Genomic DNA, 16230 nt, shown 5'->3' on the forward strand with positions numbered 1-16230 from the left:
CAGGGCGGAAACGCCCAATGTCATTAAGTTAACTAACCTATCACGTTTTGTGGTAGGTTAGTTTTTTCTATGGTACACTAAAAATAAAAGGGGAAAAGTCATGCTAGATCAGATTAAAGCTCATTTACTTGATAGTATTAACGACATCGTTTCTAGTGCCAATCAGTTTGTGCTTCATCCTGAAAAAGATTTTAGTCGGCAAAGTCAGCTAACGATGAAAACCATGATTCAAGCCATACTGACCATGGGTGGTAATACCTTAGCCAAAGAGCTACTTGATTTAGATTTGCCTGTCTCTCAATCTGCCTTTGTTCAACGACGGTATCAGATTAAACACCAAGCTTTTAAAACACTTTTTAGGGATATTACTTCTAAAATTCCAATCTCTGATAATCTCCCTATCCTGGCTGTTGATGGCAGTGATGTGATTCTACCAAGAAATCGTTTTGATAAAACGACCTCTTTTCAAACTGGACCACACCACACTCCTTACAATCTCATTCATATTAATGCTCTCTACAATCTCGAACAAGAGATGTATCATGATTTACGGATCCAAGATAATCGAGAGGTTGATGAACGTGCGGCTTTTATTGATATGATGAAGAACTCTTCTTTCAAACAAGCTCTGGTAATAATGGATAGGGGGTATGAATCCTACAATGTCATGGCTCACTGCCAAGAAAGAAATTGGTCCTATATTATTCGTATTCGTGACGGGAATCATTCTATGAAATCAGGATTTAACCTCCCTGACACCCCTTGTTTTGATGAAAAATTTGACCTAAACATCTGTCGGAAACAGACCAATGAGATGAAGCAACAGTATCAAAATTTTCCTAATCACTATCGCTGTTTACCTAATCACACATCCTTTGACTTTCTACCAAGCTCTAGCCGAAAAAGCGACCCAGTTCAGTTTTACGAACTTCATTTTCGAATGGTGCGTCTCGAAATCAAGCCAGGTTTCTTTGAAACTTTGGTGACAAACACCGATTATTCTCCAGAAAAATTAAAAGAGCTCTATGCCTACAGATGGGGCATAGAGACCAGTTTTCGTGACCTAAAATACAGTATCGGTCTGACTCATTTTCATGCAAAAAAGAAGGAAGGGATTCTCCAAGAAATCTACGCTCGCTTTATCAATTTTAATGTTTGTAAATGGCTAACCTCACACGTTGCTATTAAAACATCAAAGTTAAAACAGGCTTATAAAATTTGTTTTTCAGACGCTGTCTATGCCTGTCGAAAATTTCTTAGAGCTGAACTCACTTCCTTCCAATTGGAAACCTACATTGCCAAACATTTATCCATCATCCGACCCAATCGAACGTTCCAAAGAAAGATAAAAAGCAAGGCACCTGTAAGCTTCACTTATAGAGTAACATAATAGTTGAAAAATTGGGTTAAAAAACCTCCTTTTTGTGCGCCCTAAATACAAAAACTATTCCCGTTTGGTCATCAATTGCTCGGACGGGAATAGTTTTAAATGCTTAACTTAATGACATTGGGCGGAAACGCCCAGCCTCTTTTTAGAACTGAAAATCAATATTATACTCTTCGAAAATCAAAATCAGACGTTGTTGACTTGATTTTATGGTAGCAGGGGTATATCTGCTCTTGGAGAAATGAACTTCATTCACTTTATCTCCAACCTTCAAAGGTTTCCCAAACCTTTGAAACTAGTCTGATTTTGATTTTCATTGAGTATTAGTGCGGTAAAATTAACTGTGATTGGCTTAAATCAAGGTGGATTTGCCATTGAGAATTATCCCGAACAGTACACTCAAAGTCGGTTGTATAGAGAATCAGCTCTAAGACGTCACCTTTTTTCAGCTGATAAATAGTCGGTTGCAGTTTCCAGCTCACATCCATCCACTGGTCTGGCACCACTTCCTCAATTTTCATCAAGTCAGTACGATTTTGCAGGTTCATAAAGCCCTTGGTCACCAAGCGTTGCGGCATCTCCACATAAGGCAACTCCAGCAGATTTTCTTGGGCATAGTAACGACCGTTGTCTAGACTCAATCTTGCTTTAGGCGCAGGGATTGGGGCTAGGCGTTTTTTATTTCCTTTGTCCAATAGCTGAGCAGATAAGAGGCCTTTGGCTACACTTGAAGACACACGGAGTTTCAGTGTGACCTGTCCGTTAATCAGGAGGTCCTCCGTCATAGGCAGTTCCATGCTGATTTGATTGGCCTTGCCTGCATAGAGGTCTTGGTGAAAGGCTGGGTAGGATTTGCCGTAGCGGTCAAAATCTTCTTGGGCATACTGATTGGAAATGGTCTGGCTTCCAGTACCTAGTGGCAAGACTGCCTTGTTTTCACCGCCAAAGGTGTCCAAGGTCGTCCAGGTTTGTTCACCGCTGTTGTCCTGCCAGATGACAGTCGGCAGTTGGTAGTTATTCTCGTAGCCAAGCAGTTTCTGACTGAGTAGGGCGTTCATGGACTCACGGAAGTCGATGGACTGCCAGTTGTTCATATAAACGTGGGCACCGTTGTGGAAGAAGAGGTGCTTTTTGATGTGACTTGGCAGGGCATGGAACATATTCCAGACATGGATTGGCTTGACATTCCAGTCCTGTGAGCCGTGGGTAAAGACTACCTCACACTTGACCTTGTCAGCGTGGAGTAGATAATTGCGGTCATGCCAGTATTGATTGTAGTCACCGCTGGTGCGGTCCAAGGCAGCATGTTCTGCCGCCAGTCCTTTTTCGTAGGCTGCTTTATTGCGGAGGAAGTCGCCTGCTTGCAGGCTTTTCGAGTAGGTCAGGGCGGTCAAGCTGTCCAAATCTTCGCCTGGATAGCCGCCAGGGCTGGTCACCAGCCCGTTTTCACGGTAGTAGTCATACCAAGAGGAAATCCCCGCTTCTGCGATGACGACTTCCAATCCGTCCACGCCAGTTGTTGCCAAGGCATTGGACATGGTGCCGAGATAAGAAAGTCCCGTCGTCGCTACCTTACCATTGGCCCAATCAGCCTTGACCTCAATCGAGCGGGTGTGGTCTGTGTAGGCCTTGGTACGACCGTTCAGCCAGTCAATCACTGCTTTATAGCCCTCCACCTGCTGGTAGTCGCCAGATGTCATGTAGCCAGTCGAGCCCAGCGTGCCGACACCAGACACATGGAGGCTGGCAAAGCCACGAGCTAGGAAATAATCATTGAGGGAGTATGAAGTAATGTGGCCCAGTTTTTCGGTGGCAGGGCTGATAGGTAGCTCTCGCTGGTCCAAGTCTAGCTTGGTGATGCTGGTCTGGTTGACCTCAATGGTACCAGCTGGTTTTTCCGCCAACTCCCCTTCCATCTTGTGCAGGGCCTTGTCACTAGCTACATCGTTAACACCCTGATGATAGGGACTGTTTGTAATCACCGCAGGTATTTTCCCGTCAAAGTGCGGACGGAGAATGGATAGCTTAACAATATCTGTCTGCCCAGTCCCAGCCGTATCGACAGGTGTTTCGACATAGACCACCTCACGAATGAGGTTTTTTGTTGAAAAAGTCGCCAAAGATTTGCCGTTGAAGAAGTGGTAGCGATTGTCTTCTGGGATTAGGTCATCGCTGACCAGCTGGTCAATCAAGGTATTTCCAGACTTGGTGCGGGTAGCGAGCAGCTGGTAGAGATTGTCGATGATATCCTCATAGACAATAGGAAATTGGCTAGCCTTGCGGAATTCTTCCACATCTGTGTAGTCCACACCAGGCACAAAGCTCAGCAACTGAAAGGCGACTTGATAGAAAATCAGGTCTGTCAACTCACGGTCAGACTGGAAGAAGGTCAGCAGGTCTGTATTCCAATCCGCAATCATGTTGGACAGGGCAAAGTCGGTGTTGGCTGTCAGGAAATGGCACTTTCTGACAAAGGTTTCTAAATTTGTCTTACTACTTGCATCAGGAATCAGTTGAAATCCTAGAGCATCAAGCTCTTGCAAGTAGACGGAGGTCTCTTTTTTTATAAAAGAAAATTGATTAAAGCGCATAAATTCTCCTCTTTTTTAGGATAATAGTCTATAATAGCTATTATATCTGATAAGCTAGTGTTTGTCTAAAAATTATCCGTATATATAAAGATATTAATGTATAAAACGACGATACAATTAGTTGTAAAATGACGAAATTTTTAATACAATATTGTAGAATGACTGAGGAGTAAAATGTATCGTGTTGAGAAAAAATGAAGCTATAGTCCCTGTTTTACGTATTAATAATAGGGCTATTAATCAAGGATTTTTAGAAAAAAATCTAGGAATGAAGACCAAGCTAGAAGATGGTCCTTTTGCTGATTTTGGAGATAGAACAAGTCCAGAAACGAAGCTTGTTTTGACAGAATCTCCTGGTAATCGCACCCGTGCTGTCGAAGGGCTTAAAAAACTGAATAAAATTGTGATAAAAGTAGACAATGCCTCTGAAATTGAAGCTTTACTGGCGCAAGGGTCACAGTATAGTAAGCTCTACCAAGGAAAAAATGGCTATGGTTTTGAAGCTGTGTCGCCAGAAGGAGACACCTTCCTTTTACACGCAGAAGCATCTGTTGATGACCTAAAAGCAATCCTTCCACCTGTTCCATTTAAGGTGCAGGATGACTTTTCTGGTCTGACCGCTTTTACAGTAGAGTCTGTCTGGATTAATACCCCACAAGCTAGTATTAGCCAAGACTATTATGAGGCAATCCTACCTCAACAAGCCTTTTTGCGTTTTGTTGGAGCAGAAGGTAAGGATTTATTAACTCCCGCAGAACAAGTTTGGGATTTAGAAGGCTTGCGTTTTCCCGTCGAGCAGGACTTTGATTGGGCGCATTTGGAAAGCCAGTTAGAGGGTCCGTTCTTTAAAGATAAAAAAGCAAGCTTTATTCAAACGGTTGACCCAAGTGGTATTGAATTGTGGTTCGAAAAATGAGACAAGCGATTTTAGACAAGATTTCAGAGCAGATTGGGCAAGGAGTCTATCCTGGTGCCAGTCTGGCTCTTTTTTCTAAGGGTCAGTGGCAGGAGTATTATTTGGGGACCCAGGATGGTCAGCTACCAGTTGAGGCGGGTTTGACCTATGATTTGGCGTCTGTTTCCAAGGTGGTTGGTGTGGGGACTCTTGCGACTTTTCTGGTTAATAGCGGAGCTTTGGAGCTAGATAGGACTTTGCAGTCTTATTATCCTGCTTTTGCGGATAGTCAGGTCACCATTCGGCAATTATTGACCCATACTAGTGGCATCGACCCCTTCATTCCCAATCGGGATAGTCTGGATTCCGACCAGCTCAAGGAAGCGATTTTGAAGATTACTGTGACGGACAAGAAAGCTTTCCTCTATACAGACATCAATTTTCTCTTGCTAGGCTTTTTGTTGGAGGAACTGGGTGGAGCAAGTCTAGACCAGCTGATTAGTCGAGACGTTCTAGAGCCCTTTGGCATGTCTCAAACCTCCTTTGGACCAGTCAGTCAGGCGGTACCGACGGTGCGTGGCGTCAAAGCGGGTGTGGTACATGACCCTAAGGCGCGTGTCTTGGGTATCCATGCGGGTAGTGCAGGCCTTTTTTCGACGGTCAGGGATTTGGAAATCTTCTTGGAGCGCTATCTGGCCGAGGACTTTGCGGCAGATTTGACCCAGGACTATGGCTTTGATGACAAGCGCAAGCGGTCTCTGGCTTGGGATAAGAAGGGGGACTGGTTGTCGCACACAGGCTATACGGGGACCTTTATCATGTACAATCGTCCCTTGCAGAAAGCTGCGATTTTTCTCTCGAATCGTACTTTTGACAAGGATGAGCGGGCCCAGTGGAAGTTGGATCGAAACCAGGTCATGGCTCTGATACGGCAAGTTCTGGAGGAAGAAGAGGCTGTTGACTAATAACTATCCTTCCGCAACACTCAGTAGATTTTGGCTCTATAATTTCTGTAGTGGGTAAATCCACCATAGAGATTATGGAGCCTTTTTGAATATATACAAAAAGTCCCATATGACCTATAATGAAAAGCAACCACACTCACATTAGAAAGACTCATATGGAATAAATCCAGAGTCAGGGAAGTGACTCTGGATTCCTGAGCCTAGAAATAAAAAAGCGAAGATCATACCACAGAACTAATTGGAATCAAAGACAAAAACATCAAAATTCTCTTCATTTTGAAACATCAGACCCATCTAGAAATCAGGGCAAAGCTAGATTACGACAGCCCCGGTTGTCCTCATTGCCAAGGAAAGTGTATCAAGTACGACTTTCAAAAGTCGTCAAAGATTCCGATTTTGGATTGCCAGGGCTTTCCGACCCTCCTCTTGCTTAAGAAACGGCGGTTTCAATGCAAATCTTACCAAAAAGTGACTGTAGCTGAGACAACTCTAGTCAAGAAAAACTGTCAGATTTCCCAACCTATTTGGGAGAAAGTGACACAACTCCATACAGAAAACATGACCAATATAGCCATCGCTAGGAGACTACATATCTCCGTATCGGTCGTCCAGAGGAAACTGGCTCAGTTTCAATTTGAGCATGATTTTACGAAATTACCACAAGTCTTGAGCTGGGATGAATTTAGTCGGAACAAGGGAAAACTCGCCTTTATTGCTCAGGATTTTGAGACGAGACGCATTGTGACCATTCTAGAGAATAACCGCCAAGCAACCATAAAGAACTATTTCTACAAGTATCCTAGGGCAGTCAGAGAAACTGTCGAGGTCGTGACCATGCTATGTTTGGCGCCTACTACAAATTGGCTAGCCCCTTCGCTTTCCTATCTCTAGGCTCAGGCTGAAACAGTCTATTCCCAGACTGTTTCACTCCCAAGAGCTAAAATTGTCCTTGATAGATTTCACATTATACAACACCTGAGCCGTGCTATGATGACGACTAGAATTGATATTATGAAGACTTTCGATACGCGTTCCCTACCTTATCGATCCATGAAAAATCACTGGCGTATTCTCCAAAAAGATAGTCGAAAACTGTCTCGAAATCGCTTCTATTCCCGCACTTTTGGGCAAACAGTAACACCGAGAGAGGTTGTCCAGAAGACATTGGATTTCTCAAATGAATTGAAATTCTATTACGAACTCTACCAGATCCTTCTCTTCCATTTCCAAGAGATGAACTCGAAATATTTCTTCGAGCTTCTAGAAGACAATTTGGATCTTGTCAATCCTGCCTTTAAAACTGTTTTTAAAACTTTTCTAAAGTATAAAACGTACATCACGAACGCCATGGAGCTTCCATATTCCAACGCTAAGCTGGAAGCGACCAATAAACTCATCAAAGACATCAAGAGGCAAGCGTTCGGCTTTAGGAACTTTACGAACTTTAAAACCAAGATATATATTGCTTTGAACATCAAAAATGAGAGAACGAATTTCGTCCTCTCTAGGTGTTAGCTTTTCGTCTACCCACTACAGTTGACAATGAGCCTAGATTTTCGACATAGTAAAAGGACCTGCATGTGCAAGTCCTTTGAGTTTTTTATCAGCAAGATTAAGCTTGACCTGAAACTTCAGCAGCGTGGTCGTCCATTGAAAGAACTTCGTGGAAGACACGTTGAGTCAATTCAGTTTTTTGCTCTTTAGTGAGGTATTTAGTGTTTACGCAGTATCCAGAGATACGAACGATAACATCTTCACCTGCCATAATCTTGTCATAAACATCGTTCAAGTCCATAACGTTCAAGTTGACGTGTTGACCACCTTGCTCGAAGTATCCGTCAAGGATTGTCACCAAGTTGTTCACTTGCTCATCGAAGGTCTTACCAAGAGCTTTTGGTGAAACCTGAGTTGTCAATGAGATACCGTCGTTGGCATGTTTGAAGTTGAGTTTAGAAAGAGTGTTCAAGTTTTGCAACCAACCACCACGAGATTTAGAAGTTGGGTTGGCACCTGGTGGGAAGAATTCCACTTTAGAAGTGTTAACAGAGCCATCTTCGTTGAGGAATACACCGCGGTGAACTGGTGAGTTAGCTGTTTGTTTAGAGTAAGCAACGTTTGAAGTGATTGTCAAGATAGACACAGTTGCTTCAGCATTCTTGTACAATTTGTGCTTGTTCAAGCGAGAGAAGAATGCTTCCATGAGCCATTTCGCGATGTCATCTACACGGTCGTCATCCTCACCATAACGTGGGAAGTCGCCAGTTACTTCGTAATCGTAGATGAAGCCATCTTCGTCACGGATTGGTTTCACTTGTGCGTACTTGATAGCTGACAAGGAGTCTACAGTGTTTGCAAATCCACAGATACCGAAGCCCATGTTAGCACGAAGGTGAGTTGGCAAGAAGGCCATTTGAACTGCTTCATAGTTGTACTTGTCAGTCATGTAGTGGATGATGTTCATCGCGTCTACATATGTATCAGTCAACCAGTCGAGGGCTTTTTCAAAGTTGGCAATAACTTGATCGTAGTCAAAGATTTCAGAAGTATTTGGTTCAACACCATCGAACACTTTGTAATCTTTGTGAACATCGTCGTAGCCGTTGTTCCAGCTTGAAAGAAGAGCTTTAAGAACGTTAACACGAGCACCGAAGTACTGAATGTTGTGGCGTTGGTCTTCGCTTTCTGGATCAAGTGGAGATACACAGCAAGAGATACAGCTCATTTCACCATAACCGTCTTTGGCCATTGTTGTCACACCTTCGTATTGGATAGAAGAGTGCTTGTGGCTCATTGCCATACAGTAGCGACGGAATGAATATGGAAGTTGGTCTGACCAAAGAACTGTCAAGTTTGGTTCTGGAGAGTTACCGATGTTGTCAAGTGTGTTCAAGAAACGGTAGTCCATCTTGGTAACACGGTGACGACCATCGTTACCCATACCTGCCATAGATGTTGTCAAGAATGTTGGGTCACCAGAGTAGATTTCGTCGAAGGCTTTTGTACGAGCGAATTTCACTGTACGAAGTTTCAATACGAAGTCATCGACAAATTCTTGGATTTCAGATTCGGTAAATGTACCGCGAGCCAAGTCGCGTTCTGCGTAGATATCAAGAACGATTGGGACACGACCGAGAGAAGTTGCGGCACCGTTGATAACACGGCAGACTGCCATGAAGGCAATGTTTGTCCATTGGATCGCTTCTTTCGTGTTCATCGCAGGTTTGCGTACATCAACACCGTAGTGATCACCTAAGCGTACAACTTGTTGCAATGCTTGGTATTGAAGGTTGATTTCTTCGCGAAGACGGATTGATTCTTCATCGATTTCAGTAATTGCATTCCAGTCAGCTACTTTTTCTTCCATCAAGTAGTCTGCTCCGTAAAGAGCCAAACGAGCGTACATACCGATGATACGGCCACGTGAGTAAGCATCTGGAAGACCAGAAACGTGGTGTGAGTGGCGAGCACGACGGATGTCAGCGGTGTAGGCACGGAAGATACCATCGTTTACAGTTGTTGCGTGTTTTGTATAGATTTCATGAAGGAGTGGGTCTGGAGTATAGCCGTTTTCGATAAGAGTGGTTTCAGCCATACGAATACCACCACGTGGCATGAAATTGAGTTTGAAGAGCTCATCGTTTTGGATACCGAAGATGAGTTCGTTCTCTTTATCGATGAAACCTGCTGGAATATCAGCGATAGAAGTAGCACGATCTACGTCCATTGGGAAGCGAGTGTCTTCGTAGCCAGCTTTTGTTTCTTCGATGATTTTTTTGATATGAAGTGAACGCTCAGTTGGGCCTGCGAGGAAGCTTTCATCTCCATCGTATGGAGTGTAGTTGGCTTGAACGAAGCGTGTTACACTTGCCTTATCTTGCCAATCTGTACCTTTAAAGCCTTCCCAGGCTTGGGCGAAAATGTCTTCAGCAACATTTTTTGTTTTAACTTTTGTTGACATGAGGGTTCTCCTTTAAGATATTGTTACTTTTCACATATTTTAGTATATCATATGTAAGCACTTTCTTCAAGACAAAACACTGAAAAATAAATTGGAATTTTTTCCAAGTAGTGGAATATAAATCCAATAATCCAGTCATCGGTCTCTCGAGACATCATTATATTAAAATATTTAAGAACAGTCAAATATAATGGATTGATATATTGACAAAGAAAGCGCTATCATGTAGAATGTGTGTGTATATTATATTAATAACAAAAGATAAAAAGGAGGCAGACGATGAGAGCTTACTCTAAGGAATTATTTTCTAAGAAGAATAGATATTCAATTAGAAAATTGACAGTAGGTGCGGCGTCAGTTATCGTAGGAATTTCTCTATTTTCAGGTGGAACAGTATTGGCAGAGGGAACAGCGCTTGCCGATACTCCTGTTGAGACGATAGAAAACAACGATGTTAGCAATACAAATGAAGGAGTTGTAGATCAAGATAGCTCCCAAACAGACGAGGTAGTTGCTACGGATATAGAAGCAGTACGGACGGAATTGAATTTTGCCCAGTCAGAATCTCAAGAAGTCGCTGCGGAATGGACGCCAACTTCTACACCGGCTGGTACAGTTGAGGTGGTTGAAGAAGAAGGAATTCGTTACAACCGCTTGTCCTCTGTTGCAGGTCAGGACAATTCGACAAATATCGGAACATTTGAAAATACTGACTTGAAGATGAATGCAGATGGCAGTGCGGAGGTATCATTGTCATTTGTAGAACGTTCTGAGCCAGAAAAGGCTCGATTTGGTGTTTATCTCAATCATACTGATCAAAATAAACATGTCCTAGTTGGATATGATAAAGGTGGTTGGTTCTGGGAGTACAAGTCTCCAAGCGGAAGCACATGGTACCAAGGGCAACGGGTACCTGCTCCTGAAAGAAATGTTCTCTATGAATTAAGTGTTAACCTAACATCTACTGGGGAAATTTCTGCATCTATTATTTCAGATTCCATGACTGAAGCTCAGGAATTATTTGTTGCCAAGCAAATTCCTGAAGCAGCTTGGAATGACTTGAAGAATACACGCTCAGCAAAATTAAAAGTAACTAGCCGTGATGCTGACCGTACAGTGGTAGATATTGTTGCTAAAAACCAAGAAGGAGTTTCAGAAACTGCTAGCCAGCCAATAACGAATGCCACAACTGGTACAGGAGAGACGAATACACCTACTGCTCCAACTACACCAACCCCAGTAGCAACTGAAAATACAGCTCCTACAACCATTGGACCAGACTGGCGTCCAGCATCGACTGTTCAAGGAACAGTTGGTGTCGTAGAAGTAAATGGTGTTCGCTATAATGCCCTTGCTTCTACTACATCTAATAACAATTCTGAGAATGTAGCCTTGTTTGTTAAAGAAGGCTTGACAGTAGATGCTTCGGACAACGCCAACCTTGCAGTGACCTTTGTGGAAAATTCAGAAGCTGGTCATGGTCGTTTTGGTGTCTATTTGAAACACAGGGATGAACGCAACCATATCTTTGTCGGCTATGACAGTGGTGGTTGGTTCTGGGAATATAAGGTAAATGGTCAAGGTAATTACCTCAGCAATCGCAGTGTTCAAGCACCAACTAAGGGAAGCACTAACCGCCTAGAGATTTCTTATAAGTCAGATGGACAATTAAATGCGACTGTCAATGGTCAGAACTTATTTGATACCTATACAGTCGGAACAGAAGTTCGTCAAGCCTTGGCAAATGACAAGCGCATTGCTTTGAAATTGGGTACCTATGGCCAACAACTAACCAAGGTTAACGTGGTTGCAGACAACCAAGACGGCGTCAAACCAGTTGAGACAACAGCAGAAGATGCAATTGTACTAAATGATAGCAATGTTGCCTACGAGACCCTTGCTTCAGATGTTCTTACTGCTAAGATTGACCGTGCCTTCCCACGTATCAAAGAATATACGATGCAGGGTGAAAAGGTTTATGGTCAGGTCAATCCAATCCGTACCCTCAGAATCAATGATTACGAAGTTACACCAACAGTTACTTTCAATAAGGTAAGTGACAGAGTTGCAGAGTATGTTCTAGATGTTGTTGATGAAGCTAAGAAACTAAATGTCGCTATCAAGGTTAAGGTAGAGGTTGCTGGGAATGAGTTGCACTTTGATGTGACAGAAGTAAACAACCGTAACCAAGTAACTCCTGGTCAGACTATTGATGATGTCGCTAAATTAGTACAAAGTATCTCCTTTGCCAATAATAACTTAGTATCGGTGGCTAGCACACAGGCTGGTGCTAAGTTTGACGGTGCACGTATGTCTACTAACACTCACCAAACAGGTGATCGTCACGTAGATGTGCAAGACAATACACCAAGCTCTAGTGCAGGATTTATGTATGGATTTGTTTCTACTGATAAGCTAGCTGCTGCGGTATGGAGCAATTCACAACACGGTACAGGTGGTGCAGATGACTTTACTCGTCTGACTGCAAACAGCGAACGGTACAGTCTAAATGGTGAAACAGGTGTCCACTACGGTATTGCAAGCTCACCTTGGCAGTGGCAAAAGGCACATAACAGTGTTGTATATCCAGCCTACACCTTGGAATTACCAAGTGCTAAGGTTGTCTTTACAAAAGATGCTAACGAAGACAATGTGGTAGACTGGCAAGATGGTGCGATTGCTTACCGTCAAATTATGAACAATCCAAAAGGGCATGAATACGTACCAGAATTGGTAGCTTACCGTATTGCTATGAACTTTGGCTCACAGGCTCAAAACCCATTCTTGATGACCTTGGATGGTATCAAGAAGATTGCTCTTCATACAGATGGTCTAGGTCAAAGTGTTCTTCTTAAAGGGTATGGTAGTGAAGGTCATGACTCTGGACACTTGAATTATGCAGATATTGGTAAACGTATCGGTGGCACAGAAGACTTTAAGACTTTGATTGAAAAATCGCAACCATATGGCGCAAAATTAGGTATTCACGTTAACGCATCTGAAACCTATCCAGAATCCAAATACTTCTCTGAAGAAATTCTTCGTCGTCACGCAAATGGCGAGTACGTTTATGGCTGGAACTGGATTGATCAAGGTATCAATATCAGTGGTCACTACGATTTGGCTCACAACCGTCTGAAACGTTGGGAAGATTTGAAGAAAGAATTGGGCGACGGCTTAGACTTTATCTATGTCGATGTATGGGGTAACGGCCAGTCTGGTGGCGAAAATGCTTGGGAAACCCATATTCTTTCTAAGGAAATCAATATGCAGGGTTGGAGAAATGCCTTTGAATGGGGCTATGCAGGTGAGTATGACTCGACCTTCCAACACTGGGCAGCAGACTTGACTTATGGCGGATACCGTCTAAAAGGTATTAACAGTAACATTGTTCGCTTTATTCGCAACCACCAAAAAGACTCTTGGGTTGGTGATTACCCGGATTATGGTGGTGCGGCCAACTATCCACTTCTTGGTGGCTACAATATGAAAGACTTTGAGGGTTGGCAAGGTCGTAGTGATTACAATGGCTATATTACAAACCTCTTTGCTAATAACCTCATGACCAAGTATATCCAGCACTTTAAGGTAACAAGCTGGAAGAACGGTACACCAGTTACCATGACGGACCATGGTGAAACCTACAGATGGACACCTGAAATGGAAATTGGTCTAGAAGATGAAGATGGTAACAACCTCTTGCTCAGACGTAAGTCAAATGATGTTAACAATGCTGGCTACCGTCAACGGACAGTAACCTTGAATGGTCGTACAATCCAAGATGGCAGTGCCTACTTGGTTCCATGGAACTGGAATGCCAATGGTCAGGATCTTGAAGCCAAAGATCATAAGATGTATTACTTCAACACTGCTGCAGGTGCCACAACTTGGACCCTTCCTTCAGATTGGACTGGTAACAAGGTTTACCTCTACAAACTTACTGAGCTTGGTAAGACAGATGTTCAAGAATTGGCAGTAACAAATGGTCAAATTACCATTCAAGCTGATGCAAATGTGCCGTATGTTCTATATAAATCTCCGCAGACAAATCCAGAGATGTCATGGAGCGACGGTATGCATATCTATGACCAAGGCTTTAACTCAGGTAAGTTAGACCATTGGACAATTGAAGGTGATACTAGCAAGGCTACTTTGGTCAAATCCCAAGGTGCCAACGATATGCTCCGTATCCAAGGCAATACATCCAAAGTTAGTCTCAGTCAAAAATTGACAGGTCTGAAACCAAATACCAGCTATGCAGCTTATGTAGGGGTAGACAACCGCAGTACAGCAAAAGCTAGCATTACAGTCAATACAGGCAGTTCAGAAGTTACAAACTATACAAATGAGTCTATTGCTCTGAACTACGTTAAAGCCTATGCTCATAACACATTGAGACAGAATGCGACAGTTGACAATACAAGTTACTTCCAAAACATGTATGTCTTCTTCACAACTGGAGACAATGTGGATAATGTACGCTTGACCCTATCTCGTGATGCAGATGCGGCAGCAACTTATTTTGATGAAATTCGTGTCTTTGAAAATGATTCAACCATGTTCGCAGGTGGTCACAATACAACTGCAGGTACCTTCAAGCAAAACTTTGAGAGTGTTCCGCAAGGTATTTTCCCATTTGTTATCGGTGGTATTGAACGAGTTGAGGACAACCGTACCCACCTTGCAGAAAAACATGCTCCATACACTCAACGTGGCTGGAATGGTAAGAAGGTGGACGATGTCATTGAAGGCACTTGGTCACTCAAGACAAATGGTCTGACAGCTCGCAATAGTATTGTTTACCAAACTATTCCACAAAACTTCCGCTTTGAAGCTGGCAAGGCCTATCGTGTAAGCTTTGATTATGAAGCAGGTTCTAATGGAACTTATGCCTTTGCTATCGGTGAAGGACAGTATAACAATGATGCCGGTAGCCTAACGCTGAATCCATTGAACAATTCATGGGAAGATAGTGATAAGGCTAAGAAAGCAAGCTTCTTAGTTACAGGTGCAGAGTCTGGCAATACTTGGGTTGGTATCTTCTCAACTCGCCGTGGTGGTGATACTAAGGGAGATACTGCTGGAAATGCCAACTTCCGAGGCTACAATGACTTTATGCTAGATAATCTGGTGATTGAAGAAGTTACCTTGACTGGTCACTTGTTGACAACAGATTACTATAACTTGAATACTCCTGTCTTGAATGAAAACTATACTCAAGCAAGTTTGGCACCGTACAAAGAAGCTTTGTTAGCAGTGTCTGTAGCTCCTGAGGATATTAGTATCGAAGACGCTCGTACCTTGATTGCTACTGCCAATACAGCCCGTCAAAATCTTCAAGTGAAGAAAACAGCAATCACAAACGAAGATATTGGCTTGGCTCAGGCTAACGCTCAAGAAGGTGAAGAAATAGCTAAAGCCTTTGACGGCAATCCGTCTACTATCTGGCACACACCATGGAATGGCCGTCATATTAATGAGCCAGCGACAGTTAACCTTCGTAGACCAGTTGACATTCAACGTTTTGAATATGTGCCGAGACAATCAGGCCGCAACGGTATCTTGAAAGCATTGACATTGGTGATTACGGATGATCAAAACGTGGAACATACCTTTACTGGTGCGGATTGGCCAGCAACAAGTGCTACTAAGACAATTGATTTCGGTAAGACAATTAAGGCTAAGAAGATTGTGATTACAGGTACTGCCTCATACGGTGATACTGCAGATCAATTTATGTCTGCTGCTGAATTCCGTTTCTTGACACCTGTTCAGGAAGAAGCCACCCTTGATAAGGCAGCATATGAAGCAGCACTTACTGCAGCACGTTCAGCAGGTAAGACAGCTCTTGTCAAAGAAGTGGAAGACTTTATGGCTTCTGTCGAAGCTGCAAATCTTTTGACAGCAAATATCTTAGATGCTACAGTTGCTCGCTTGAATGCTAGTGAAACACCTGCAAACCCAGGCTCAGGTGAGAAGCCAGTTGATGAGCCAGTCAAACAAGATGAGGACATCGTCACTGCTAAAGGTGAAAGTACCAAAGCAGATCCTCTTCCGTTAGGGGAATTGCCACCGCTTGTGATTGCAAAAGGTGATAGTGTTAAAGCAGAACCATTACCTGCTTTCGATGGAGGCTTAGTTCCTAACTATGCTCCTACAGCAGCTGCTCTTCCAAGTATTGATTCTGCAAGCTTGGTCAAAGAAACTGCTAGTCCAAAACCAGCAAAAGCTACTTCAGCTACTTTACCGCAAACAGGTGAAACAACTGAACAAGGCTTGCTCCTAGCAGCTGGTTTAGTAGGTCTAATGGCTATGGCGGCTCGAAGAAGACGATTTGAGTAGTCATTTCAGAAAAACATAGCTTGTTCTCCAAATACATTAGAGGTGGGTCTCGGACCTGCCTCTTTTGTATTGTTTATCGAACCTTTTCACAA

6 protein-coding genes and 1 pseudogene are annotated in these 16230 nt (G+C 43.1%); 5 read left to right on the top strand and 2 right to left on the bottom strand.

The annotated features are described in order from the left end of the window. Nucleotides 1–100: 100 nt before the first annotated feature. Nucleotides 101–1390 (top strand): IS4/IS5 family transposase, encoded by a 1290-nt coding sequence (locus tag CWM22_01240; GenBank protein AUC90650.1) that lies wholly within the window; start codon nucleotides 101–103, stop codon nucleotides 1388–1390. Nucleotides 1391–1710: 320 nt separating this feature from the next. On the opposite strand, the gene CWM22_01245 is transcribed toward CWM22_01240, so the two are convergent. Continuing rightward, complete coding sequence (locus CWM22_01245; protein ID AUC90651.1) at nucleotides 1711–3978, bottom strand: Xaa-Pro dipeptidyl-peptidase; 2268 nt, start codon at nucleotides 3976–3978, stop codon at nucleotides 1711–1713. 181 nt (nucleotides 3979–4159) lie between these two features. Here CWM22_01245 and CWM22_01250 point away from each other — a divergent pair, with 181 nt between their 5' ends. The 3 genes and pseudogenes from CWM22_01250 to CWM22_01260 all read left to right on the top strand — a co-directional run bounded on the left by CWM22_01250 (nucleotide 4160) and on the right by CWM22_01260 (nucleotide 7353). Beyond that, complete coding sequence (locus CWM22_01250) at nucleotides 4160–4894, top strand: chemotaxis protein (GenBank protein AUC90652.1); 735 nt, start codon at nucleotides 4160–4162, stop codon at nucleotides 4892–4894. Further along, on the top strand, nucleotides 4891–5838 hold the full coding sequence (locus tag CWM22_01255; protein AUC90653.1) for a serine hydrolase: 948 nt from the start codon (nucleotides 4891–4893) through the stop codon (nucleotides 5836–5838). The genes CWM22_01250 and CWM22_01255 overlap by 4 nt, the downstream gene beginning before the upstream one ends. Nucleotides 5839–6075: 237 nt before the next feature. Then, a pseudogene (locus tag CWM22_01260) lies at nucleotides 6076–7353 on the top strand (ISL3 family transposase). Nucleotides 7354–7450: 97 nt separating this feature from the next. Here the strand turns inward: CWM22_01260 and pflB are convergent. Continuing rightward, entirely contained in the window at nucleotides 7451–9796 is a 2346-nt protein-coding gene (gene pflB / locus CWM22_01265; protein AUC90654.1) for a formate C-acetyltransferase, read from the bottom strand. A 279-nt stretch (nucleotides 9797–10075) separates the two neighbouring features. Between pflB and CWM22_01270 the strand changes: the two genes are divergently transcribed. After that, nucleotides 10076–16138, top strand: a complete 6063-nt coding sequence (locus tag CWM22_01270; GenBank protein ID AUC90655.1) for a YSIRK signal domain/LPXTG anchor domain surface protein — start codon at nucleotides 10076–10078, stop codon at nucleotides 16136–16138. Nucleotides 16139–16230: the final 92 nt, after the last annotated feature.

The organism is Streptococcus suis (assembly GCA_002831545.1).
Taxonomy (GTDB): domain Bacteria; phylum Bacillota; class Bacilli; order Lactobacillales; family Streptococcaceae; genus Streptococcus; species Streptococcus suis_P.

Excerpts from the sequence above, each read along its gene's own strand:
- CWM22_01240 (AUC90650.1), top strand. The coding sequence starts at position 101 with ATGCTAGATCAGATTAAAGCTCATTTACTTGATAGTATTAACGACATC.
- CWM22_01245 (AUC90651.1), bottom strand. The coding sequence starts at position 3,978 with ATGCGCTTTAATCAATTTTCTTTTATAAAAAAAGAGACCTCCGTCTAC.
- CWM22_01255 (AUC90653.1), top strand. The coding sequence starts at position 4,891 with ATGAGACAAGCGATTTTAGACAAGATTTCAGAGCAGATTGGGCAAGGA.
- pflB (AUC90654.1), bottom strand. The coding sequence starts at position 9,796 with ATGTCAACAAAAGTTAAAACAAAAAATGTTGCTGAAGACATTTTCGCC.
- CWM22_01270 (AUC90655.1), top strand. The coding sequence starts at position 10,076 with ATGAGAGCTTACTCTAAGGAATTATTTTCTAAGAAGAATAGATATTCA.